Raw genomic sequence first — 18257 nt, 5'->3', positions numbered from 1 at the left:
GCCGCCGCCGCCGGAGTGCTCTGGTACACCGCGCGCGAACGGCATCACCAGCACGACCAGTGATCTTGATCACAGCAGCCTTCCGCAGGTAACGCGGAGCCTGATCAACGCGCTGTTCCCGGCGGACCTGTCGCTTCTCTTCCCCGGGGAACCGCCGTGAACAACGCCTCGATCACCGCCGCCCAGCGCGCCTGGGTGACCGCCTTCGCCGCCGCCATCACGCTGCTGACGATCGTCGTGCTCGGCCTTCTCGGCTAACCGGCCGAGTATGCGTCGCGGGCGGCGACAAGCTCCGGAAGGTGCTTCGCCGCCCACTCGCGGCATGCCTCCATCGGCTCGAACAACGTCCGGCCGAGCGAAGTGAGCTCGTATTCCACACGCGGCGGCGTCTCGTCGTACGCCGTCCGCGTGATCATGCCGTCGCGCTCCAGCGCCCGGAGGGTCTCCGTGAGGACCTTCGACGTGACTCCCCGCAAGGGCACCCGCAGTTCGGAGAACCGGCGCGGACCTTCTTCGAGGCACAGCACGACCAGACCGGCCCACTTGTCGCCGATCCGGAACGGTGTCAGGTTCGACGGGCACCCTGGGGCGAACATGTCGGCGCTCAACGGCTTCACCCGTCCGAAGTTACCCGTGCGGGGGCCTTCCGGGCCGGTGCTCGGCCAGCAACCGCCGGGTGACCTCGGCCAGCCGTTCCGCCGCCGCGGGTTCGAAACCGGGTCCGGTCGGCGCGATCCGCTGTCCTTCGACGAACGCGCTGAGCGGCTCCGCGGGCGGATCGTCGATCCGGGCGATGATCGGCACGATGCCCTCCTCGACGGGTTTGCCGTACCTCTTCAAGGCTTCGACATGGGCGGCGGTCGCCGTGTCGTAGTCGCCGGAGAAGCTGGTCGCGACACCACCGGGGTTGAGCAGTACGTAAGAGATCCCGCTCCCGGCGTGCTCGGCGGCGAAGGCGACACCGAGCAGGTCGTTGGCCCGTCCGGCCTGTAGTTGCGCGGCGACGCCCCGATAGCCCCGCGTCAGGGAAACGTCGTGCCAGCGAATCTCGGGTTTGGGTGCTCCCGGACCGGACACGTTGACGATGACCGGCCGCTCGGCCCTGCCCAAGGCGGCGGCGAGACCATGGCCGAGCAGGTGACGGCTCAGGTACTCCAACGCGAAAGTGCTCTCGATACCTTCGGCCGTCTCGACCCTGGCCGAACGGAAGTGGCGGGCGCACAGCACCAGCGCGTCGACGACGGGGAAGCGCTCGGCGATCAGCTCGACGACCTCCCGGTTGCGCGCGACGAGGCCGAGATCCGCCTGGATGAACGTCGCGCGGGCGGCTTCGGCGAACACCGCGCCTTTGGCCGGATCACGGCCGAGGACGATGACGCTGTCACCGCGGCCGAGGTACTCCAGCGCGAGGGCTTTGCCCATTCCGTCGGTGCCGCCGGAGATCACGATCGTCTTCACCGGTCGCCCCTTCCCGGCAGCCGCGTGGCGGCGGCGAGCAGGACGAGCAGGGTGCCCGCCACGAACCAGTACACCCCGCGCAGGCCCGCGACCGGGCCGGTCGCGGTGCCGAGAAGCAACGCGACCACGGCGACCCCGATCGAACCGCCGAGCTGGTTGAGCATGTAGAGCACCGAACTTCCCTGCGGCACCAGGGACCCCGGCAGTGTCCGGTACACCGCCCCCATCGCGGGCGGGCCCACGAAACCGAGTCCGGCGCCGAGGGTGAGCCCGGCGAGAACGATGCCCATGTCACCCGTCCCAGTGTCGATTCTCGTGAAGAAGACAGCACTCAAGGTGGCCACGAGACCACCCGCCAGCGCCAGGTTGCGTGAACCGATCCGGTCACTGACGCGTCCCGCCAGCGGGGCGGCGACCGCGGCTCCCACGCCCAGCGGCGCGACGAGCAGCCCGGCCGCGAGCGCGCCGTGTCCCTTGACCTGCTGGAAGTACAGCGGGAGGACGATCAGGCTCGCGAACATCGCCAGCCCGGTCAGCGCCATGACGGTGACGCTCGCGGCGAACCCGCCACGGGCGAACAGGCGGACGTCGACCAAGGGCGCCTCACCGCGCAAGGCGTGAATCACGTAGCCGGTCAGCAACGCGGCGCCCGCCACCAGCGGGACGAGCATCGGAGAAGAGCCGAGGTCCGCTCCGTCGGCGGCATGGGAAAGCACCAGGAGCAGTCCCGCGAAACCCGGCCCGAGCAGGGCGACGCCGAGGACGTCGAGCCGTGTCCCTCGCTCGACAGGGGGATCGGCGGGCATGACGCGCACCGCGAGCAGCACCGCCAGCGCGCCGAGGGGCACGCAGAGCAGGAACATCCACCGCCAGCCGAGACCCTGCAGCACCACGCCGCCGAGTACCGGGCCGAGCACGGGACCGAGCGAGAGCACGGCGGCCATCAGTCCCATCACGCGGCCGGCGCGCCGCGGCCCGGCGGCACGGGCGAGCAGGGTGAGCACGAGTGGATCGAGGATGCCCGCGCCGATCCCCTGCAGTACGCGGAAGGCGATCAGGCTTTCGATGTCCCACGCCAGCCCGCACCCCAGCGAGCCGGCGAGGAAGACGCCGAGCCCGGCTAGCCACATCCGCTTGCCGCCGAAGGCTTCTCCCGCCCAGCCGGTCACGGGGATGGTGACGGTGACCGCGAGCAGGAAGCCGGTCGAAACCCAGCCCACGGTGCCCAGCGAGGCTTCGAAGTCTTCGGCGAGGTCACGGATTCCGACGGCGACCATGGTGCTGTTCAGGATGCCGAGTGCGCCGCCGAGCAGGATCACGCCGATCAGCAGCCGCAGCGAGGAGCCCAGCCGATCGTCCCGGATGGTCGTCATGTTCTTCCCTTCGAATCAGACTCATCAGTCTGGTTTTTCAGACCAGCGGGTTCGAGACTAGCAGGCCTGCTTTAATGGACTGGCAAGTCTGGTTATCCGGCCGTCCGGGTACGCTGACGGTATGAGTGGGACTGGTACGGCCCGAGGCCGGATCGACAAGCGGCAAGCGATCCTCGACGCGGCTTTCACCGTGTTCGCGCGCGAGGGATACGCGCAAGCGGGTGTGGACGTCATCGCGGCCGAAGCGGGCGTCGCCAAAGCCACCGTGTACAGCCACTACGGCGACAAGGAGAGCCTGTTCCGCGAGACCGTCTCCGCGTCGGCGGATCAGGCACTGGCCGAGAACCTGGCCGTGGTCGAGCGGCTCACCGGCGCGGGCGACGATCTCCGGGCCACCCTGGAAACGGTCGGCTCGAAACTGCTCAAGTGCTACTGCGCCGACCGCTCATGGGCACTGCGACGGCTGCTCGCGGCCGAGGCCGGTCAGTTCCCCGACCTGCTCGACGTCATCCACACCCGCGCGGCGGACCGCGTCGCCGAAGCACTGGCCGACCGGCTCGCCCGCCTGACCGTCTCCGGGCACCTTCACACCGTTGACCCGCTCTTGGCCGCGGACCAGTTCTTCGCGCTGCTGTCCGGTCCGGCCGACAAGAGGGCGAGGCTCGGCACCCGTCGTACTCCCGACGCCGAACTTCGCGCCATCGCCGAGGCCGCCGTCGACACCTTCCTGAAGGCCTTCGGCGCCAAAGGCTGAGGGAACGTCACGGAAAAAGGGGACGAACGGAGGTTGTTCTCCGAGCCGCGCGTCTATTGGCTACTCGAACGAAGTTTCTCCGAGAAGTGAGGGGTGTTCCATGGCAGGTCTGCGCAGACGTGAGGTGCTCGCGGGCGCGGTGGCACTGGCGGGTGCGGCGACGGTCGGGCTGAACCCCGGCACCGCCGCCGCGGCCACGCAGCAACGTCCGGGCGCGCAGTTCCCGCCGTCGCTGGAGTTCGGCGATTACCCCGTGGTCGCGCGGGTCCGTTCGCGGCGGGCGCTGGAGCACCTGCGGGTGCTCAGCGACAAGATCGGCCCCCGCATCGCCGGTACCGAAGGCGAACTGCGGGCCAAGGAGTACATCGCGAAGGTGCTGCGCGAGCTGCGCTACCAGGTCACGCTGCAGCCGTTCCCGATCGCCGACAAGTTCCTGGGTGCCCTGTCGATCGGACGCGACAGCTGGCAGACCGGCTCCTCGCCCCAGGGCGCGCAGGACGTCACCCGCGAGGCCGTCGTCGTCGACGCCGGTGACGGCGGCACCCTGCCCGAAGACCTGACCGGCAAGATCGTGCTGATCGCCGCCGTGACGAACAAGGCCGACGCCTACCTGACGGCCGCGCAGCGCGGAGCGGTCGCCGTGCTGCTCGGCCGGGTCGGCGCCGACCCGGCACGCAAGCTGTCCGCGTTCTCGCCGACACTCGCCACCCCGGTCACCGTTCCCGTGCTGGGCCTGGCCCAGGTGCAGGTGGAGAGCCTGCGCGAACGGCTCGCCAAGGGTTCGGTCAAGGTGAAGGCGACGGCCACTCACCACAAGAACCTGACGTCGTACAACGTCATCGCCGAACGGCCAGCCACGTTCCCCGGCAAGGACGACGGCGTCGTCATGGTGACGGCGCACTACGACAGTGTCCCGGGCTCCCCCGGCGCCAACGACGACGGGAGCGGCACCGTGCTGTGCCTCGAACTCGCCCGCGTCCTGCGCTACCTGCCGACGAACAAGACGCTGCGGTTCGCGCTGTGGGGCTCGGAGGAGTACGGGCTGATCGGTTCGCGGCACTACGTCAAGAACCTGTCCGACGCCGAGGCGCGGCGGATCACCGGTTGCTTCCAGAACGACATGGTCGCCACCAGCTGGGACCCGGCGATCACCTACTGGCTGCTTTCGGTCGACGGCGCCGACAACGCCACGACCGCGGCCGTCAACGCCGCCGCCAAGCGGCTCGGCTACGACCCGCGCGTCAAGGGCCCGGTCGCGCGCGGTTCGAGCGACCACGTGCCGTTCTTCGAGCGCGGGATCGCTTCCGGCAACTTCAGCTGGCGCGGCGAGGCCGGTCCGGCGTTGCTGGAGCCGACTTACCACACGCCGGAAGACACCATCAAGGACAACGTTTCCCTTGAACGGCTTCAGGTTTCGCTGGAGCTGATCGGGGCGGCGGCGTACAGCCTGCTGCGCAAGTGAGTGGTGCCGTGTGTCCCCGATGCCTTGCCGGGGACACACGGCCTGCCCTCAACGTGTGTAGTCCACCGGCCCCAAGGCGATCGGGGCCGGATTCTTCGCGACCCAGACGACGGCGAGCTCACTCAAGCGATCGAGGTGGCCGTCCGCGCCGCGGCCCGACCTGACCTGCTTCGCGATCTCCTTGGCTTCTCGGAGTTCTTCTTCGCCGAGGGGCTCACCCCGCACCAGGAAACCCGGGAACGCGTCGGCCATCGCACGATGATCACGGTCCCAGTTCGCTCCGCCGTTCCGGAACATCTCGTCGGAGAACCGGCCGGTGACGCGGATGGCCTCGCACTGCACTGTCGCGCCCGCGCCGGTCGACGGCACGAGAAGTTCCCAAAGCGCTTTGTGCCGCTCCCGCCAGGGTCCGTCGGGCACGACGATCGGCGACACCCCGTCGTGCGTCGTCCGCCGGGCGACCGGCTCGACCCCGAAGATCCGGTACAGCTCACTGAGCGCGGCGTCGGTCTCTTCGAGGAGATCGGGGTTGAAGTTCTCCCGGTGGAACTCGAAACCACTACCGATCCGCTCGACCTTCTGACGCATCCCGGCCGTGCTGCTCGCACCGTGTTCGAGCAGCAGCTTCGCGATCTCGAGGCACTCGCGGATATCGGCGTTTTGCGTCCTGATCAGGCCTCGCGTCAACAACGTGTTGCCGCGCCTGTCGAGCACCTCGGTCGAGGCCCCGTGCTCGATCAGCACGCGCGCCGCCCCGGCCCTCAGTCCGTCCACAGCGGCCTGAAGCGGCGTTTGCCCGGAGCTGTCGGCCGCCTCGATGTCCGCGCCGAGAGAGAGCAACAAAGGAATCTGCGCGATCGGCTTCGGAGCAGCGCGCGAAGCTCTCGCGTGGAGCGGTGTCCTGCCGTAGCTGTCCGGGGAGTCGACGGCGAGGCCCTGCCCGGTCAGCCAGACGATGAGCTCGTCCGGGCACTCCGGGAAGCCGATGGCGGTCCCTTTGGCATAGCCGCCCCGCGCGTCGATTTCGCATTTGCCGAAGACGGCTTTGAGTTCGTCCACCGAGGCCGAGGTCAGCATCTCCTCGAAGTCTTTGGGAAGGGTCTTCCGCTTTCGTGCCAACGTGCTCTCCTCAGCCGAAATCCGGGCGCGGTTGTTCGCGCATCGGTGTCCTCGATACGCGGTGGCTAGACCTAGTCGCCCTTCGCGCGCTGCAGTTCGAGGTACTTCTGCATGACTTCGGAGACCACCGGTTCCTCGTCCGCGGGCGAGATGTCGGCGTCGCCGATGCTGAACCGCCGCAACAGTTCGAGTGCGGCGTCACTGACGAGCAGGTCGACAACGGTTTCGAGCACGAAGTCCTCCCCAGGGTATGGGCGAGCGGTGAGAGGGCGGGGCTCGTCATGCGGTTCGTCCTCGGTCCGTGGCGACATGCTCGAATGGCCGCATGAAGAAGACGAAACGCGGGCCTCTGCGGTTCCTTGTGATCGCACGCACGGCACCCGGTCACCACCCGCACCCCATGGAGGTGGCGCTGCACCCGGCCGGCGCCGCTTCCCGCTTCTCGATCTCGGTGGGACCGCATCCCGTGAACGCGGGTGGGCAGGTCGCCCTCTCGCAGGTGCTCGACGAGTCCCGGACCGGACTCAACCCGAACTGGGCAAAGGAGTTCGACGAGGCGGACCTGCACTGGGTGGTGCCGTACCTGGTCCGTCTCCAGGCCGGGGAGGACACGACGGACGAGATCGTGGCGGCCTACACGGCGCGGCACGGCAAGGCACCCGCGACGATCCATCAAGGCCGCTACGGCGTCTGATCAGATGGTGAAGCGACTTCCGGGCGAGCCCAGTCCGCAAGGCGCTGGGCCGTTTCCTCGTAGACCACAGCCCCGGTCGATGCCGCGATCACCAGCTCGTACGCGTCGTCCTCCGGCGCTTCCAGGTCGACACCGTTGAGACCGTAAAAAACGAACACCGCCATCCAGCCCAGCCGCTTGTTGCCGTCGACGAGCGGGTGGTTGCGGACGAGCGATTCCAGTAGAACCGCCGCTTTTTCATGCAGACCCGGATAAGCGTCGTGCCCCATCAGCGACGACTGCGGCCGATGCGCCGCCGCGTCGAGCAAGCCCACGTCCCGAACCCGGGAAACACCCAGGTCGGACGCGAGAGTGAGCAGGTCGTCCAGGGTCAGGTACTCGATCTTCACTGGGCCAGGCGATCGAGCAACGACGCGTAGCGCGCCCGCCCGTCGCGCGACAGGGCACGCACTCGATCGTCACGGACAGACCGTGCCGCGGCGTCGGTGATCGCCCGCACGATCGCTTCGTGCTTGCTCACCCCGTCGGCCTCGGCGAGCAAGGCCAAAGCGCGCTCCTGCTCGTCGTTCAGCCTCAACGTCATCGCCATGAGCCCATGATACCACTTCGGTATCATGATCAAACGGCTTACTCAGACGTTGAAGCGGAACTCCACCACGTCGCCGTCCGACATGACGTAGTCCTTGCCCTCCATGCGCACCTTGCCCGCGGATCGGGCGGCGGCCATCGAGCCGTGCTCCATCAGGTCGGCGAAGGACACGACCTCGGCCTTGATGAAGCCGCGCTCGAAGTCGGTGTGGATGACGCCGGCGGCCTGCGGGGCGGTCGCGCCCTTCGGGATCGTCCAGGCACGCGATTCCTTGGGGCCCGCGGTCAGGTACGTCTGGAGGCCGAGGGTGTGGAAACCGGCGCGCGCGAGCGAGTAGAGGCCCGGCTCGTGCTGGCCGACGGACTCCAGCAGCTCGCGCACGGACTCCTCGTCGTCCAGTTCGAGCAGTTCGGCTTCGACCTTGGCGTCGAGGAACACCGCGTCGGCCGGGGCGACCAGTTTGGCCAGCTCCTCGCGGCGCGACTCGTCGGTGAGGATGCCTTCGTCGGCGTTGAAGACGTAGAGGAACGGCTTCGTGGTAAGCAGGCTCAGCTCGCGCAGCGCCTCGAAGTCGACTTCCTTCTGCGCCTGGAAGAGGGTGCGCCCGGCGTCGAGGATCTCCTTCGCCTTCTGGGCGTTGTCGAGCGCGGGCTTGTTCTCCTTCTTCGTCCGCGCTTCCTTCTCCAGCCGCGGCAGCGCCTTCTCCAGGGTCTGCAGGTCGGCGAGGATCAGCTCGGTGTTGATCGTCTCGATGTCGCTGGCCGGGTCGACCCGGTCGTCGACGTGGATCACGTCCGGGTCGTCGAAGACGCGGACGACCTGGCAGATCGCATTCGCCTCGCGGATGTTCGCGAGGAACTTGTTGCCGAGGCCGGCACCCTCGGAAGCACCCTTCACGATGCCCGCGATGTCCACAAAGGACACGACGGCGGGCACGGTCCGCTCGGAGACGAAGACCTCGGCGAGCCGATCCAGCCGCGGATCGGGCAGCGGGACGACACCGACGTTGGGCTCGATCGTCGCGAACGGGTAGTTCGCCGCGAGCACATCGTTGCGGGTCAGCGCGTTGAACAGGGTGGACTTGCCGACGTTGGGCAGGCCGACGATGCCGAGGGTGAGACTCACGGGCCAGAAGTCTACGTGCCGCCCGCCGTCCCATCCGCCGAGGCCTTGATCGCCGTGTCGGATTTCCGCCAGCCACGCCCTCGACCTGGTGGCACGATCGATGTCATGACCGAGCAGACCTTGGCAGAGCGGGCCGTGTGGCGCGACACCGAACGGTGTTACCGCGCCGTCGCCGCCCGTGATTCCCGGTTCGACGGCCAGTTCATCATGGCCGTGGCCACCACCGGGATCTACTGCCGCCCGTCCTGTCCCGCGTCGACGCCGAAGCAGCAGAACGTCCGCTTCTACCCGACCTCGGCGGCCGCGCAGGCCAACGGCTTCCGCGCCTGCCGCCGCTGCCTCCCCGACGCCGTTCCCGGCTCGCCCGACTGGGACATCCGGGCCGACCTCGCCGCGCGGGCGATGCGGCTCATCTCGGACGGGGCCGTCGAACGCGACGGCGTCCCGGGGCTCGCGCGGCGGCTCGGCTATTCCGAACGCCAGCTCGGGCGCGTCCTCACCGCGGAACTCGGTGCCGGGCCGTTGGCACTGGCGAGGGCGCACCGGGCGCACTCGGCGCGCCTGTTGATCGAGATGTCCGGGCTCCCGCTGACCGACGTCGCGTTCGCGGCGGGTTTCTCGAGCGTCCGCCAGTTCAACGAGACGATCCGGGAGGTGTTCGCGACGACGCCTTCGCAGCTTCGCGCGGCGAGTCTGCGACGCGGGCGTCGTAAAGCCGAAGAGTTGCCGACCGGGACCCGGCTGAGCCTGCGGCTGCCGTTCCGGAAACCGTTCGACGCGGCCGGGGTGCTGAACTTCCTGGCCGACCGAGTCGTCCCCGGCGTCGAACACGTGACGCGCGACGAGTCCGGGGTGACCGGCTACGGGCGCACGCTGCGGCTCGCGCACGGCTCCGGTGTGGTGTGGCTGACGGCGAAGGACGATCACGTTCGCAGCGACCTGCGGCTCACCGACCTGCGCGACCTGAGCAGCGCCGTGGCCAGGGTGCGGCGACTGCTTGACCTCGACGCCGACCCGGAGGCGGTCGCGCGCGTTCTCGGGGCAGACCCGGCACTCGCGCCGCTGGTCGAGGCGATCCCCGGCATCCGGGTGCCCGGCACTGTCGACGGCGACGAACTCGTGCTGCGCGCGCTGCTGTCCCCCGCCGAGGCGGCGTCGCTCGCCGACGCCCTCGGGGAACGCTTGCCCAGCTGCGACGAGTCGCTGGAAGAGTTGACCACGCTGTTCCCGACGGCGGCCCAGCTCGCCGGACACGGTCCGGAACGGGTGGCCGCCGTGGCCCGCGCGCTGGCGGACGGGGTTTCGGTCCACGTCGGCCGCGATCCCGCGGAGTTGCGCGCGGAGCTGCTGGAAGTCCCCGGAATCGGGCCACGGATCGCGGACTACGTCCTGATGCGCGTACTGGGCGCGCCGGACGTCCTGCTGATCGGCGATCCGGCGTTGCGCCGAGGCGCGGCCGTGCTGGGGATCACCGACGACGAACCGACGCTGGCCGAACGCGGACGGGCTTGGCAGCCCTGGTCCTCGTACGCCGGCATGTACCTGTGGCGTGCCGAAAAGGGAGAATGATGAACATCGCGTATTGGTCCACAATGGACACGAACATCGGCCCGTTCACCGCCGTGGTGACGGGAGACGGGGCCGTGCTCGCCTCGGGCTGGACAGGCGACGTCGCCGAACTGACGCCGCTGATCTCGCCGACGCTGACCCCTGGCGAGGTGAAGGAGCGGCGCGATCTGGGACCGGTGAGCACCGCGATCCGCCGGTACCACGACGGCGACCTGGAAGCGGTCGCCGATGTCGAAGTGCGGCAGCGGTCCGGCGCTTTCCGGGAGCACGCCTGGGAAATCCTGCGGAAGGTCCCCGCGGGCGAGCCGGTGAGCTACGCGGAGTACGCGGCGCTGACGGGGAATCCGGCGGCGGTACGGGCGGCCGCGTCGGCGTGCGCGAAGAACGCGGCGGCGTTGTTCGTGCCGTGCCACCGGGTGGTGCGGACCGGCGGTGGCGTGGGGAACTTCCGGTGGGGTGTCCCCGCGAAGCAGTGGCTGCTGACCCACGAAGCCGCCTGATCCTGCCCCCTCCGAATGCTATGAACGGACCGTTCCTTGCAAAATTTGCCAGGAACGGACCGTTCCTAGCGCGCGAGAGCGGGTCAGGCGGCGTGGATCTCCACCGAGGAGCCCGTACGCGACTTCCGGATCCGCAGCCGCGTCGGGATCCGCTGCCGCAGTTCCTCGACGTGCGAGACCAGCCCGACCACGCGACCGCCGGCGCGAAGCTCGTCGAGGATGTTCATGACGATGTCGAGCGTATCGGCGTCCAGCGTGCCGAAGCCCTCGTCGATGAACAGCGTGTCCAGCAGCGCTCCGCCGGTTTCGGCGGCGACGACGTCGGCGAGGCCCAGCGCCAGCGAGAGCGACGCGAGGAAGGACTCGCCGCCGGAAAGCGTCTTCGCGGGCCGGACGGTGCCGGAGTAGTCGTCGAGCACGTCGAGGCCGAGACCGCCGCGGGTGCCCCGGGCCCCGGCCGCGTCGGAGTGCACGAAGGAGTAGCGGCCCTGGCTCATCGTCCGCAGGCGAGCGGTGGCCGCGACCGCGACCTCCTCCAGTCTCGCGGCGAGGACGTACGAGCGCAGCGACATCTTCCGCGCGTTCTGCCCGCGTCCGTTGACCACCTCGGCCAGCGCCTTCAGTTCGAGGTACCGCTCCTCGACCGGCGCCAGTCCGGCCATCAAGGACGTCATCCGCTCGGCCAACCCGGTCAGGTCGGCGTGCCGCGTCTTCGCCGTCCGCAGTGCCGCGAAGGCCTGCTCGGCCTCACCCCGGGTGTCCCTCGCCGCTTCCTCCGAAGTCGCGACGTCGATCTCGTCCTCCGGTGAGATGCCGAAGAGTTCCGGTTCGGCGAGGGCCTGCCGCTCGGCTTTCTCCATCACGTTGGCGTCGGCGAGACTGTTCTCCAGTTTCGTGATCTGCTCGTCCGGCCGCGACGCGGCACGCATCTCGTCGAGATCCGCGAAACCCTTGGCCCGCAACGCTTCCTTGACCAGTTTCGCCTGCTCGTCGCGGCGTTCACGGGCGCCGGCGACGGCGAGCCGGGCTTCGGCCAGCGCGTCGAGACGGGTCGCGAAGCCGAGCAGGTGCCGACGGTTCGCCCCGACGTCGGCGAACTCGCCACGCGCGATCTCCAACCGCCGCTCGCGTCCGGCCAGCCGCTCCGTCAGACCGCGTACCTCGGTCGTGATTTCGACCGCGCGCCGCTCGGCCACCCCGCGTTGTTCGGTCAGCTGTTCGATCTTCCGTTCCAGTGCGCCGACCTGCGTCTCGAGAGCGGGCTTCCGACGAGCCGCCTCGGACAGCGTGTCGACCAGCTCGCGTGCCTCGCCGAGCCGGTCCCGCAGCGTCTCGGCGGTGTGTTCGCCCAACCGCTCGACCAGGACGGCCAGGCGGTTTTCGGCTTCCTGCAACGCGGCTTTCGCCTTCTCACGCCGCGTATGCGCCTGCTGCTCCGCGACTTCGGCGTGGCGTTCGTCCTCGGGATCGACCAGACCGCCGGTGTGCGTCGCCGGTGACGGATGCTCGGCCGCCCCGCAGACCGGGCAGTTTTCACCCGCGCGGAGACCGGCGGCGAGTTCGGCCGCCATTCCTTCGAGGCGCCGTTCTCGCAGGTCCAGCCGGTGCTGACGGGCCTGTTGGTGGCCGTCCACGGCTTCGCTGACCACTCCACGCGCTCGCGTGACGGCCCGTTCCGCCCGAGGCACCTCGTCGGCGTCTCGGACCAGCGCGGTCAGCTCGTCGACACGGGTGCGGGCGCCGTCGAGTTTCACTTCGGCTTCGGCGGCGGCGGCCGCTTCGGCACGCGACGCCGCGAGCTTCTCCGGCGCGGCACCAAGCTCGGCGGCGAACTCTTCGGCCTGTTTCTTCGCCTTCTCGGCGGCGGCGTTCAGCTGTTCGCGGTGAACCAGATCCCGCTGCTGCTGTTCGCTTTCCGCCACGAGTTCGGCGAGCGCGCCCGCCTCTTCCCGCAGTCCACCGGCGCGAGCGCGAAGCTCGGCGGCGGGGCTGTCTGCGGCGTCAGGCACTTCTTGGGCTCGAAGCGCCTCGGTGGCCTCGGCCTCGGAGAGCTGGTCCGACCTGCGTTCGAGAAGATCCGCCTCCGCGGCCACCCCCGCCGCGCGATGGGCCGCTTCGACCTCTTCGGCCCACTCCGCACGCTGGTCCGCCTGCTCGGCGATCACCGACAGCCGCGTGTACGCGGTGCGCACCCGGCGGATCCGTTCGGCGGTGGACCGGTTCTCCTGCCAAACCGCCTCTGCCTTCTTGGCGGCCGCGCGGGCCTTCGCGTCCCGTTCCTGTGCCTGGTCAACGCGCCGCCTCGACTCCGCGAGCACCTCTTCGACCCACTCGGCCTGGCCTTCTTCGGGCGCCTCCTGCTGGGCGACCTGCGCGAACCGCGCGACCCACTCCCGCAGCGACTGTTGCCGCGCCAGCAACTCACGGCCGCGTTCGGCACGCAGATTCGCGAACCAGTTCTCGACGTCGGAAAACCGCTCGGTGCCGAACAGCCGCTCCAGCAACTCCTCGCGTTCGGCCGTGTTCGCCCGCAGGAACCGCGCGAATTCGCCCTGCGGCAGCAAGACCACCTGGAAGAACTGCTCGTGTGTCATACCGATGAGCCGTTCGACCGTGCGCGCGACCTCGTCGATCCGCGTGATGCCCTCGGCCACGTGCCCGGCGGGCACCGTGCCGACCCAGTTCAGCACCGCCTTCGCCTGCTGGACGGTCATCCCCTCGCCGCGGCGTTTGGGCCGCTGGTACTCGGGATTGCGCGCGATCCGCATCCGCTGGCCCTGCACGGTCAGTTCCAGGACGACCTCGGTGACCTGGTCGGGCTCGGCGAGGTCGCAGCGCAGCCGTTTGACCTCGCCCCGAGCGCCGGGGACGGTGCCGAACAGCGCGAACGCGATGGCGTCGAGCAGGGTCGTCTTCCCCGCACCGGTGTCACCGTGCAGCAGGAACAACCCGTCGGCGCCGAGCACGTCGAAGTCCACCACCTCCCGGGCCGCGTACGGACCGAAAGCGGTGACCTCCAGCCGGTGCAACCTCATACTTCGCGCTCCCTGCCCGCCGCGCCCAGCGCCGCCAGCACCAGCCGCTCCTCGCTCTTCGAAGGCGCGGATCCGCGGCAGTCCTCGAGGAAACTGCGGGTGATCTCGACGTCGGACCGCCCGCGGACGGCTTCGGCGTACTTCAGCGTGGCCCCGTCGTGCCCGCCCTCCGGCCGCCAGTCCATGTGCACGGCGTACGGAAACCGCTCACGCAGTTTGCGCATGGCGTCGATCGGGCGGACCCGGTCGGTCACGGTGAAGGAGAGGAAGTGTTCGGTGAGGCCGTCGTGCCCCGGATCCGCAAGGAGGTCCGCCAGCTCACCGCGCAGCATCGCGAGGTGCCGCGGCACCGGCAGTTCATGACGCCGGACCTCGGCGAGCCCGTCGGCGTCGAGATCCACCAGCCAGACGGATTTCCGTTGGCGTGTCTCGGAAAACGAATACGCCAGCGGACTGCCCGAGTAACGCAGGTGCTCAGCGAGGGTCTGCGGACCGTGCAGGTGGCCGAGCGCGACGTAATCGACGCCGTCGAACACCGAACCCGGCACCTGCTCGACGCCGCCGACCGCGATGGTCCGTTCGGATTCGGTCGGCTCGCCGCCGGTGACGAAGGCGTGCGCGAGCACCACCGACCGTGTCCCGGACGGCCGGGTGGCGAGATCCGCCCGGATCCGCCGCATCGCCTCGGCGAGCACGCCGGTGTGGCCGCGGGCCTCGGGCACGCCGAGGGCGTGGCGCGCGGGCTCCGGTTCGAGGTACGGGATCCCGTAGAGCGCGACTTCGCCGTGTTCGTCGGGCAGCAGCACCGGTTCGGCGAGACCGTCGATCGTGGCGCGCAGGTGCAGACCGCCCGCCGCGGCGAATTCGGCGAACGCGCCCAGCCGCGGCGCGGAATCGTGGTTGCCCGGGGTCATCACCAGTTTCGCCCCGGCCTGCCGGATCCTGCCCAGCGCGGTCGTGGCCACCCGGACGGCTTCCGCCGAGGGCACCGCGCGGTCGTAGATGTCCCCGGACACGAGCACCACGTCGACCGACTCGGCGAGCACGAGATCGGCGACGTGGCCGAGCACGGCTTCCTGTTCGGCGAGCAGATCGGCGCCGTGGAAGGTACGGCCGATATGCCAGTCGGACGTGTGCAGGAGCTTCACGCAGCCCAAGGTAGGGCCGCACACCGGCCGGAGAGGGGAGGCGCGCCCTTGGCGGCACCGCGCTTTCCGACACACCGTGCCGCTGGAGTTTTTGTCGGTGGTTTCCGCCATGATGTCCCCGACTCGGATCCGGAGGGGAGGTACCGGTGGCGACGGTGATCACCACCGCGGCCGTCGTGCTCGCGTTGCTGCTGCTCGTGGCCGTCGCGGTGCTGTGGCGGCTGTACAACGACGGCATGCGGCGGGCCGACGCGGCGGCGAAACTGGTCGCCGCCGAACGGTCGAAGGCCGATCAGCAGCAGCTCGCGCTGCGCCGGTACGAGGTCGCGTTCGCCTCGATCAGCGGCCGCGGCGAACTGGGCGAACAGGTACTCCTGGAGACCGCGCGCGCGCTCGGGCTCCGCGAGGAACTGCACTTCACCCTGCAAACGGATCTGGCGGGCGGCGGCGCCGCGAAACCGGACATGGTGCTGCGGGTCGGCGGCGGCCGGACCGTGCCCGTCGACGCGAAGGCGAGCATGGCCTGCTGGGCCGAGGCCGTCGAAACCGACGATCCCGAGGAACGGCTGGACGCGCTGCGCGTCCACGTGCGGCAGCTCCGGTCACGGGCGGCCGAACTGGCGGGCAAGGGCTACCAGCGCTGGGCCGACGCGATCTACGGGACGATCATGTTCGTCCCGTCCGACGCGGCCGTGGTGGCCGCGCTGGACACCGACCCGGAACTGCTGCGCTGGATGCTGGACCGGCGGGTCTTCGTCTGCGGGCCGACGGGATTCGCCGTACTGGCTTCCGCGGCGCTGTTCGCCGCGACCGAACGGGCATTGGTCGAGGACGTCGAGCAGGTCCGGGCGGGCGCCGCGGCCGCGCACCGGGCGGCGGGCAACGCGGTCGACGCGCTGAACCTGTCGAGCACCCACCTGCAGCGCTTCATCTCGGCCCGGCGGCGGGAGCTGGAAGCGCTCGAGAGCTTCCGCAGCACGGTCTCCCCGCTGACGGACGCCGCGGGCAGCCCGGCGGCGGTGCCCCTGATCAGGAAGGCGGACGAACTCCCCACCTCGTGAGGGCTCGCGCCGAGTACGTGAAGGCCCCCTTCATGTACCCAGGCGCAAGGAAGGAGGCCTTCATGTACTTCCGGCGGCGCGCCAGTGCTTCGGCCGCACCTTTCCTACCTGCGACTTCCGGAATCGGAGGCTCCATTTCACCTCGTCTGACAACCTTGTCGGTCACTTCCTCGTAGTACCTCCCGTAAGCACCCGGACAGTCCGTCCGGGTGGCCCGGAATGACCACTACCAGGCGATAGACACCCCGCCTGTTGGCGGTATGCCCGCAGCTTGGATATACGGTGGGGCCTGTGACCGCGATTCGCGATCGCCAAAGCGATCCTGATGCCGACGACGTTCCCGTTGCCTGGGACGAGCGTCCGCTCGTCGGCGCCAGGCGCGGGCTGCCCTGGTGGGCCGCCGTCCTGGTCGGCTTCGGGCTCGCCATCCTTGGCGCCTTCGTCGACATGATGCTGCAGAAGGACCTGGGCCTGCTGTTCAAGGCCTGCTACGCGCTCGGCGCGGTGGCCGCCGTGGTGGCCGTCCAGCGCCGCGGGCTGTTCGGCCCGATGGTGCAGCCGCCCCTCGTCCTCGCCGTGACCGTCCCGGGAGTCATCCTCCTGACCTCGGACGGCAGCAAGGGCACGGACCTGCTCTCGAGAGCCTTCGACGTCGGAACGCCGCTGATCAACGGCTTCCCGACGATGGCCCTCACCACCGGCCTCACCTTGGCGATCGGTGTCTTCCGGATCTACCGGGAACGTGATCCCGACGCGCCGGTGAAGGTCAAGCCGGGTACCAAACCGGAACGTCGCGACGAGGCCAAGCCCGCCGTCCGTCCCGCGGCCGCCGCGCCGGGCCGTGGCCGCCCCGCGTCCCGGACCGGGCAAACGCCGCCCCCGCCTTCCCGCCGCGGTGCGGCGCGAGACGGTGCGCCACCACGCCCGCGGCCTGTCGACGACGACCGACGCCCCCGCCGCGACGCCGAGCCGGGCGCCCGCAAACCGCCGCCCCCGGGACGTCAGCCTCGGCGCGCGCGGCCGCCTGAGGGCGAACCCCGCCGCGACCCGCGTGGCGAAAGCGCCCCCGGTGCCCCGCGCCGCCGTCCGCCGAGCGCGGACGACCCGCGCCGCGGCGGGCAGCCTCCCCGCCGCCGCCCTTGGGACGACGAGCGGTGAAGCAAGGGACCTTTGCTCCCGCTTGAGCTTCTGACCAGCGAAAAGGGCCGCCCGAGGACTTCCTAGGGTGGCCCTTTTTCGTAGCGCGTCAGGCCTTGCCGACCTTGCGCAGCTCGTGCGGCAGCGCGAACGCGATCTTCTCGTTGGCCGTGGTGACCTCGTCGACGTTGTCCCAGCCGCGCTCGGCCAGCCACGTCAGCAGGTCCATGACCAGCACCTCCGGCACCGAAGCACCGCTCGTGACACCGACGGTCTCGACGCCTTCGAGCCACGCTTCGTCGACTTCGTGGGCGAAGTCGACCAGGTGCGACGCACGCGCCCCCGCCTTCAGCGCGACCTCGACCAGCCGCTTCGAGTTGGACGAGTTCGTCGAACCGACCACCAGCACCAGGTCGCACTCGGCGGCCATGGCCTTGACCGCGACCTGACGGTTCGTGGTGGCGTAGCAGATGTCGTCGCTGGGCGGGTCGGCCAAGCCGGGGAACTTGTCCCGCAGCTGATCGACGCGTTCCATGGTCTCGTCCACCGAAAGGGTGGTCTGCGAGAGCCAGATGACCTTCGACGGGTCGCGGACTTCGACCTTGTCGACGTCCTCGGCGGTGTCGACGAGCTGCACCTTGTCGGGAGCCTCACCGGCGGTGCCTTCGACCTCTTCGTGGCCTTCGTGGCCGATCAGCAGGATGTCGTAGTCGTCCTTCGCGAACCGGTTGACTTCCTTGTGCACCTTCGTCACCAGCGGGCAGGTCGCGTCGATGGTCCGCAGGTTGCGCTCCGCCGCCTCGGCGTGCACCGCGGGCGAGACGCCGTGCGCGGAAAACACCACCAATGCGCCTTCCGGCACCTCGGAGGTCTCGTCGACGAAGATCACGCCGCGTTCACGCAGGGTCTCCACGACGTGCCGGTTGTGCACGATCTCCTTGCGCACGTACACCGGTGCGCCGTAGAGCTCGAGTGCCTTCTCGACGGCGATGACCGCGCGGTCGACCCCCGCGCAGTAGCCGCGGGGCTTGGCGAGCAGGACACGTTTGCCACCGGCCGGCACACCGGACCCGGTGATCGTCGGACTGCCGGCTGGCGTGATTCCGGGACTCGCAGAACTCATGCCCCCAGGGTACGGGCTGCCCCGGGGGCTCCTCGCACTCACGTTCAGGTGACCAGGGATCCCCTCGAAAGGATGTGCGTGGAGTCACGTCCGGTGAGCCCACCCACCCG

The 18257-nt window shown here is 69.7% G+C and carries 18 protein-coding genes; 7 read left to right on the top strand and 11 right to left on the bottom strand.

Going from position 1 to position 18257, the window contains the following annotated elements; all coding sequences use genetic code 11:
- Positions 1 to 254: 254 nt before the first annotated feature.
- From ACZ6DT_RS08805 to ACZ6DT_RS08795, 3 genes are read right to left on the bottom strand one after another with little or no spacing between them, the layout of a single operon-like run.
- The gene (locus ACZ6DT_RS08805; protein WP_465591817.1) at positions 255 to 596 is read right to left on the bottom strand and encodes a winged helix-turn-helix transcriptional regulator; all 342 of its coding nucleotides are present in this window, start codon (positions 594 to 596) and stop codon (positions 255 to 257) included.
- A 31-nt stretch (positions 597 to 627) separates the two neighbouring features.
- The gene (locus ACZ6DT_RS08800) at positions 628 to 1458 is read right to left on the bottom strand and encodes an SDR family NAD(P)-dependent oxidoreductase (protein ID WP_465590873.1); all 831 of its coding nucleotides are present in this window, start codon (positions 1456 to 1458) and stop codon (positions 628 to 630) included.
- A complete protein-coding gene (locus ACZ6DT_RS08795) occupies positions 1455 to 2831 on the bottom strand; it encodes a DHA2 family efflux MFS transporter permease subunit (RefSeq protein WP_465590870.1) in 1377 nt (458 codons plus the stop codon). Before ACZ6DT_RS08795 ends, ACZ6DT_RS08800 begins: the two co-directional genes overlap by 4 nt.
- Before the next feature lie 121 nt (positions 2832 to 2952).
- Here ACZ6DT_RS08795 and ACZ6DT_RS08790 point away from each other — a divergent pair, with 121 nt between their 5' ends.
- Both ACZ6DT_RS08790 and ACZ6DT_RS08785 read left to right on the top strand, forming a co-directional pair.
- Positions 2953 to 3585 (top strand): TetR/AcrR family transcriptional regulator, encoded by a 633-nt coding sequence (locus ACZ6DT_RS08790; protein ID WP_465590868.1) that lies wholly within the window; start codon positions 2953 to 2955, stop codon positions 3583 to 3585.
- Positions 3586 to 3685: 100 nt separating this feature from the next.
- On the top strand, positions 3686 to 5047 hold the full coding sequence (locus ACZ6DT_RS08785; RefSeq protein ID WP_465590865.1) for a M20/M25/M40 family metallo-hydrolase: 1362 nt from the start codon (positions 3686 to 3688) through the stop codon (positions 5045 to 5047).
- A gap of 48 nt (positions 5048 to 5095) precedes the next feature.
- Here the strand turns inward: ACZ6DT_RS08785 and ACZ6DT_RS08780 are convergent, their stop codons facing one another.
- Complete coding sequence (locus tag ACZ6DT_RS08780; protein ID WP_465590862.1) at positions 5096 to 6166, bottom strand: ankyrin repeat domain-containing protein; 1071 nt, start codon at positions 6164 to 6166, stop codon at positions 5096 to 5098.
- A 71-nt stretch (positions 6167 to 6237) separates the two neighbouring features.
- Positions 6238 to 6399, bottom strand: coding sequence for a hypothetical protein (locus ACZ6DT_RS08775; RefSeq protein WP_465590859.1), 162 nt, complete (start codon positions 6397 to 6399; stop codon positions 6238 to 6240).
- A 92-nt stretch (positions 6400 to 6491) separates the two neighbouring features.
- Here ACZ6DT_RS08775 and ACZ6DT_RS08770 point away from each other — a divergent pair, with 92 nt between their 5' ends.
- On the top strand, positions 6492 to 6860 hold the full coding sequence (locus ACZ6DT_RS08770; protein ID WP_465590856.1) for a hypothetical protein: 369 nt from the start codon (positions 6492 to 6494) through the stop codon (positions 6858 to 6860).
- Here ACZ6DT_RS08770 and ACZ6DT_RS08765 read toward each other — a convergent pair.
- The 3 genes from ACZ6DT_RS08765 to ychF are packed head-to-tail and all read right to left on the bottom strand — an operon-like array spanning position 6848 to position 8574.
- Positions 6848 to 7249, bottom strand: coding sequence for a type II toxin-antitoxin system death-on-curing family toxin (locus ACZ6DT_RS08765; protein WP_465590854.1), 402 nt, complete (start codon positions 7247 to 7249; stop codon positions 6848 to 6850). The two genes, ACZ6DT_RS08770 and ACZ6DT_RS08765, sit on opposite strands and share 13 nt — an antisense overlap.
- A complete protein-coding gene (locus tag ACZ6DT_RS08760; RefSeq protein WP_125789408.1) occupies positions 7246 to 7449 on the bottom strand; it encodes a CopG family transcriptional regulator in 204 nt (67 codons plus the stop codon). Before ACZ6DT_RS08760 ends, ACZ6DT_RS08765 begins: the two co-directional genes overlap by 4 nt.
- A 42-nt stretch (positions 7450 to 7491) precedes the next feature.
- On the bottom strand, positions 7492 to 8574 hold the full coding sequence (ychF, locus tag ACZ6DT_RS08755) for a redox-regulated ATPase YchF (protein WP_465590851.1): 1083 nt from the start codon (positions 8572 to 8574) through the stop codon (positions 7492 to 7494).
- A 105-nt stretch (positions 8575 to 8679) separates the two neighbouring features.
- Between ychF and ACZ6DT_RS08750 the strand changes: the two genes are divergently transcribed.
- A complete protein-coding gene (locus ACZ6DT_RS08750; RefSeq protein WP_465590848.1) occupies positions 8680 to 10143 on the top strand; it encodes a DNA-3-methyladenine glycosylase 2 family protein in 1464 nt (487 codons plus the stop codon).
- Complete coding sequence (locus ACZ6DT_RS08745) at positions 10143 to 10643, top strand: methylated-DNA--[protein]-cysteine S-methyltransferase (protein ID WP_465590845.1); 501 nt, start codon at positions 10143 to 10145, stop codon at positions 10641 to 10643. Before ACZ6DT_RS08750 ends, ACZ6DT_RS08745 begins: the two co-directional genes overlap by 1 nt.
- A gap of 83 nt (positions 10644 to 10726) precedes the next feature.
- On the opposite strand, the gene ACZ6DT_RS08740 is transcribed toward ACZ6DT_RS08745, so the two are convergent.
- Together ACZ6DT_RS08740 and ACZ6DT_RS08735 are read right to left on the bottom strand one after the other, a co-directional pair.
- Complete coding sequence (locus ACZ6DT_RS08740; protein WP_465590842.1) at positions 10727 to 13678, bottom strand: AAA family ATPase; 2952 nt, start codon at positions 13676 to 13678, stop codon at positions 10727 to 10729.
- A complete protein-coding gene (locus tag ACZ6DT_RS08735) occupies positions 13675 to 14826 on the bottom strand; it encodes an exonuclease SbcCD subunit D (RefSeq protein ID WP_465590839.1) in 1152 nt (383 codons plus the stop codon). The genes ACZ6DT_RS08740 and ACZ6DT_RS08735 overlap by 4 nt, the downstream gene beginning before the upstream one ends.
- Positions 14827 to 14972: 146 nt before the next feature.
- On the opposite strand from ACZ6DT_RS08735, the gene rmuC reads away from it, so the two are divergent.
- Positions 14973 to 15887 (top strand): DNA recombination protein RmuC, encoded by a 915-nt coding sequence (gene rmuC, locus ACZ6DT_RS08730; RefSeq protein ID WP_465590836.1) that lies wholly within the window; start codon positions 14973 to 14975, stop codon positions 15885 to 15887.
- 291 nt (positions 15888 to 16178) lie between these two features.
- Positions 16179 to 17045, top strand: coding sequence for a DUF6542 domain-containing protein (locus ACZ6DT_RS08725; RefSeq protein WP_465590833.1), 867 nt, complete (start codon positions 16179 to 16181; stop codon positions 17043 to 17045).
- A gap of 88 nt (positions 17046 to 17133) precedes the next feature.
- On the opposite strand, the gene ACZ6DT_RS08720 is transcribed toward ACZ6DT_RS08725, so the two are convergent.
- The gene (locus ACZ6DT_RS08720) at positions 17134 to 18147 is read right to left on the bottom strand and encodes a 4-hydroxy-3-methylbut-2-enyl diphosphate reductase (RefSeq protein ID WP_465590830.1); all 1014 of its coding nucleotides are present in this window, start codon (positions 18145 to 18147) and stop codon (positions 17134 to 17136) included.
- Positions 18148 to 18257 lie beyond the last annotated feature (110 nt).

The sequence above is a fragment of the Amycolatopsis sp. NPDC041971 genome, assembly GCF_055588925.1.
Note: the sequence above shows the minus strand (reverse complement) of the source record. Positions and strands in the feature narration are given on the sequence as shown.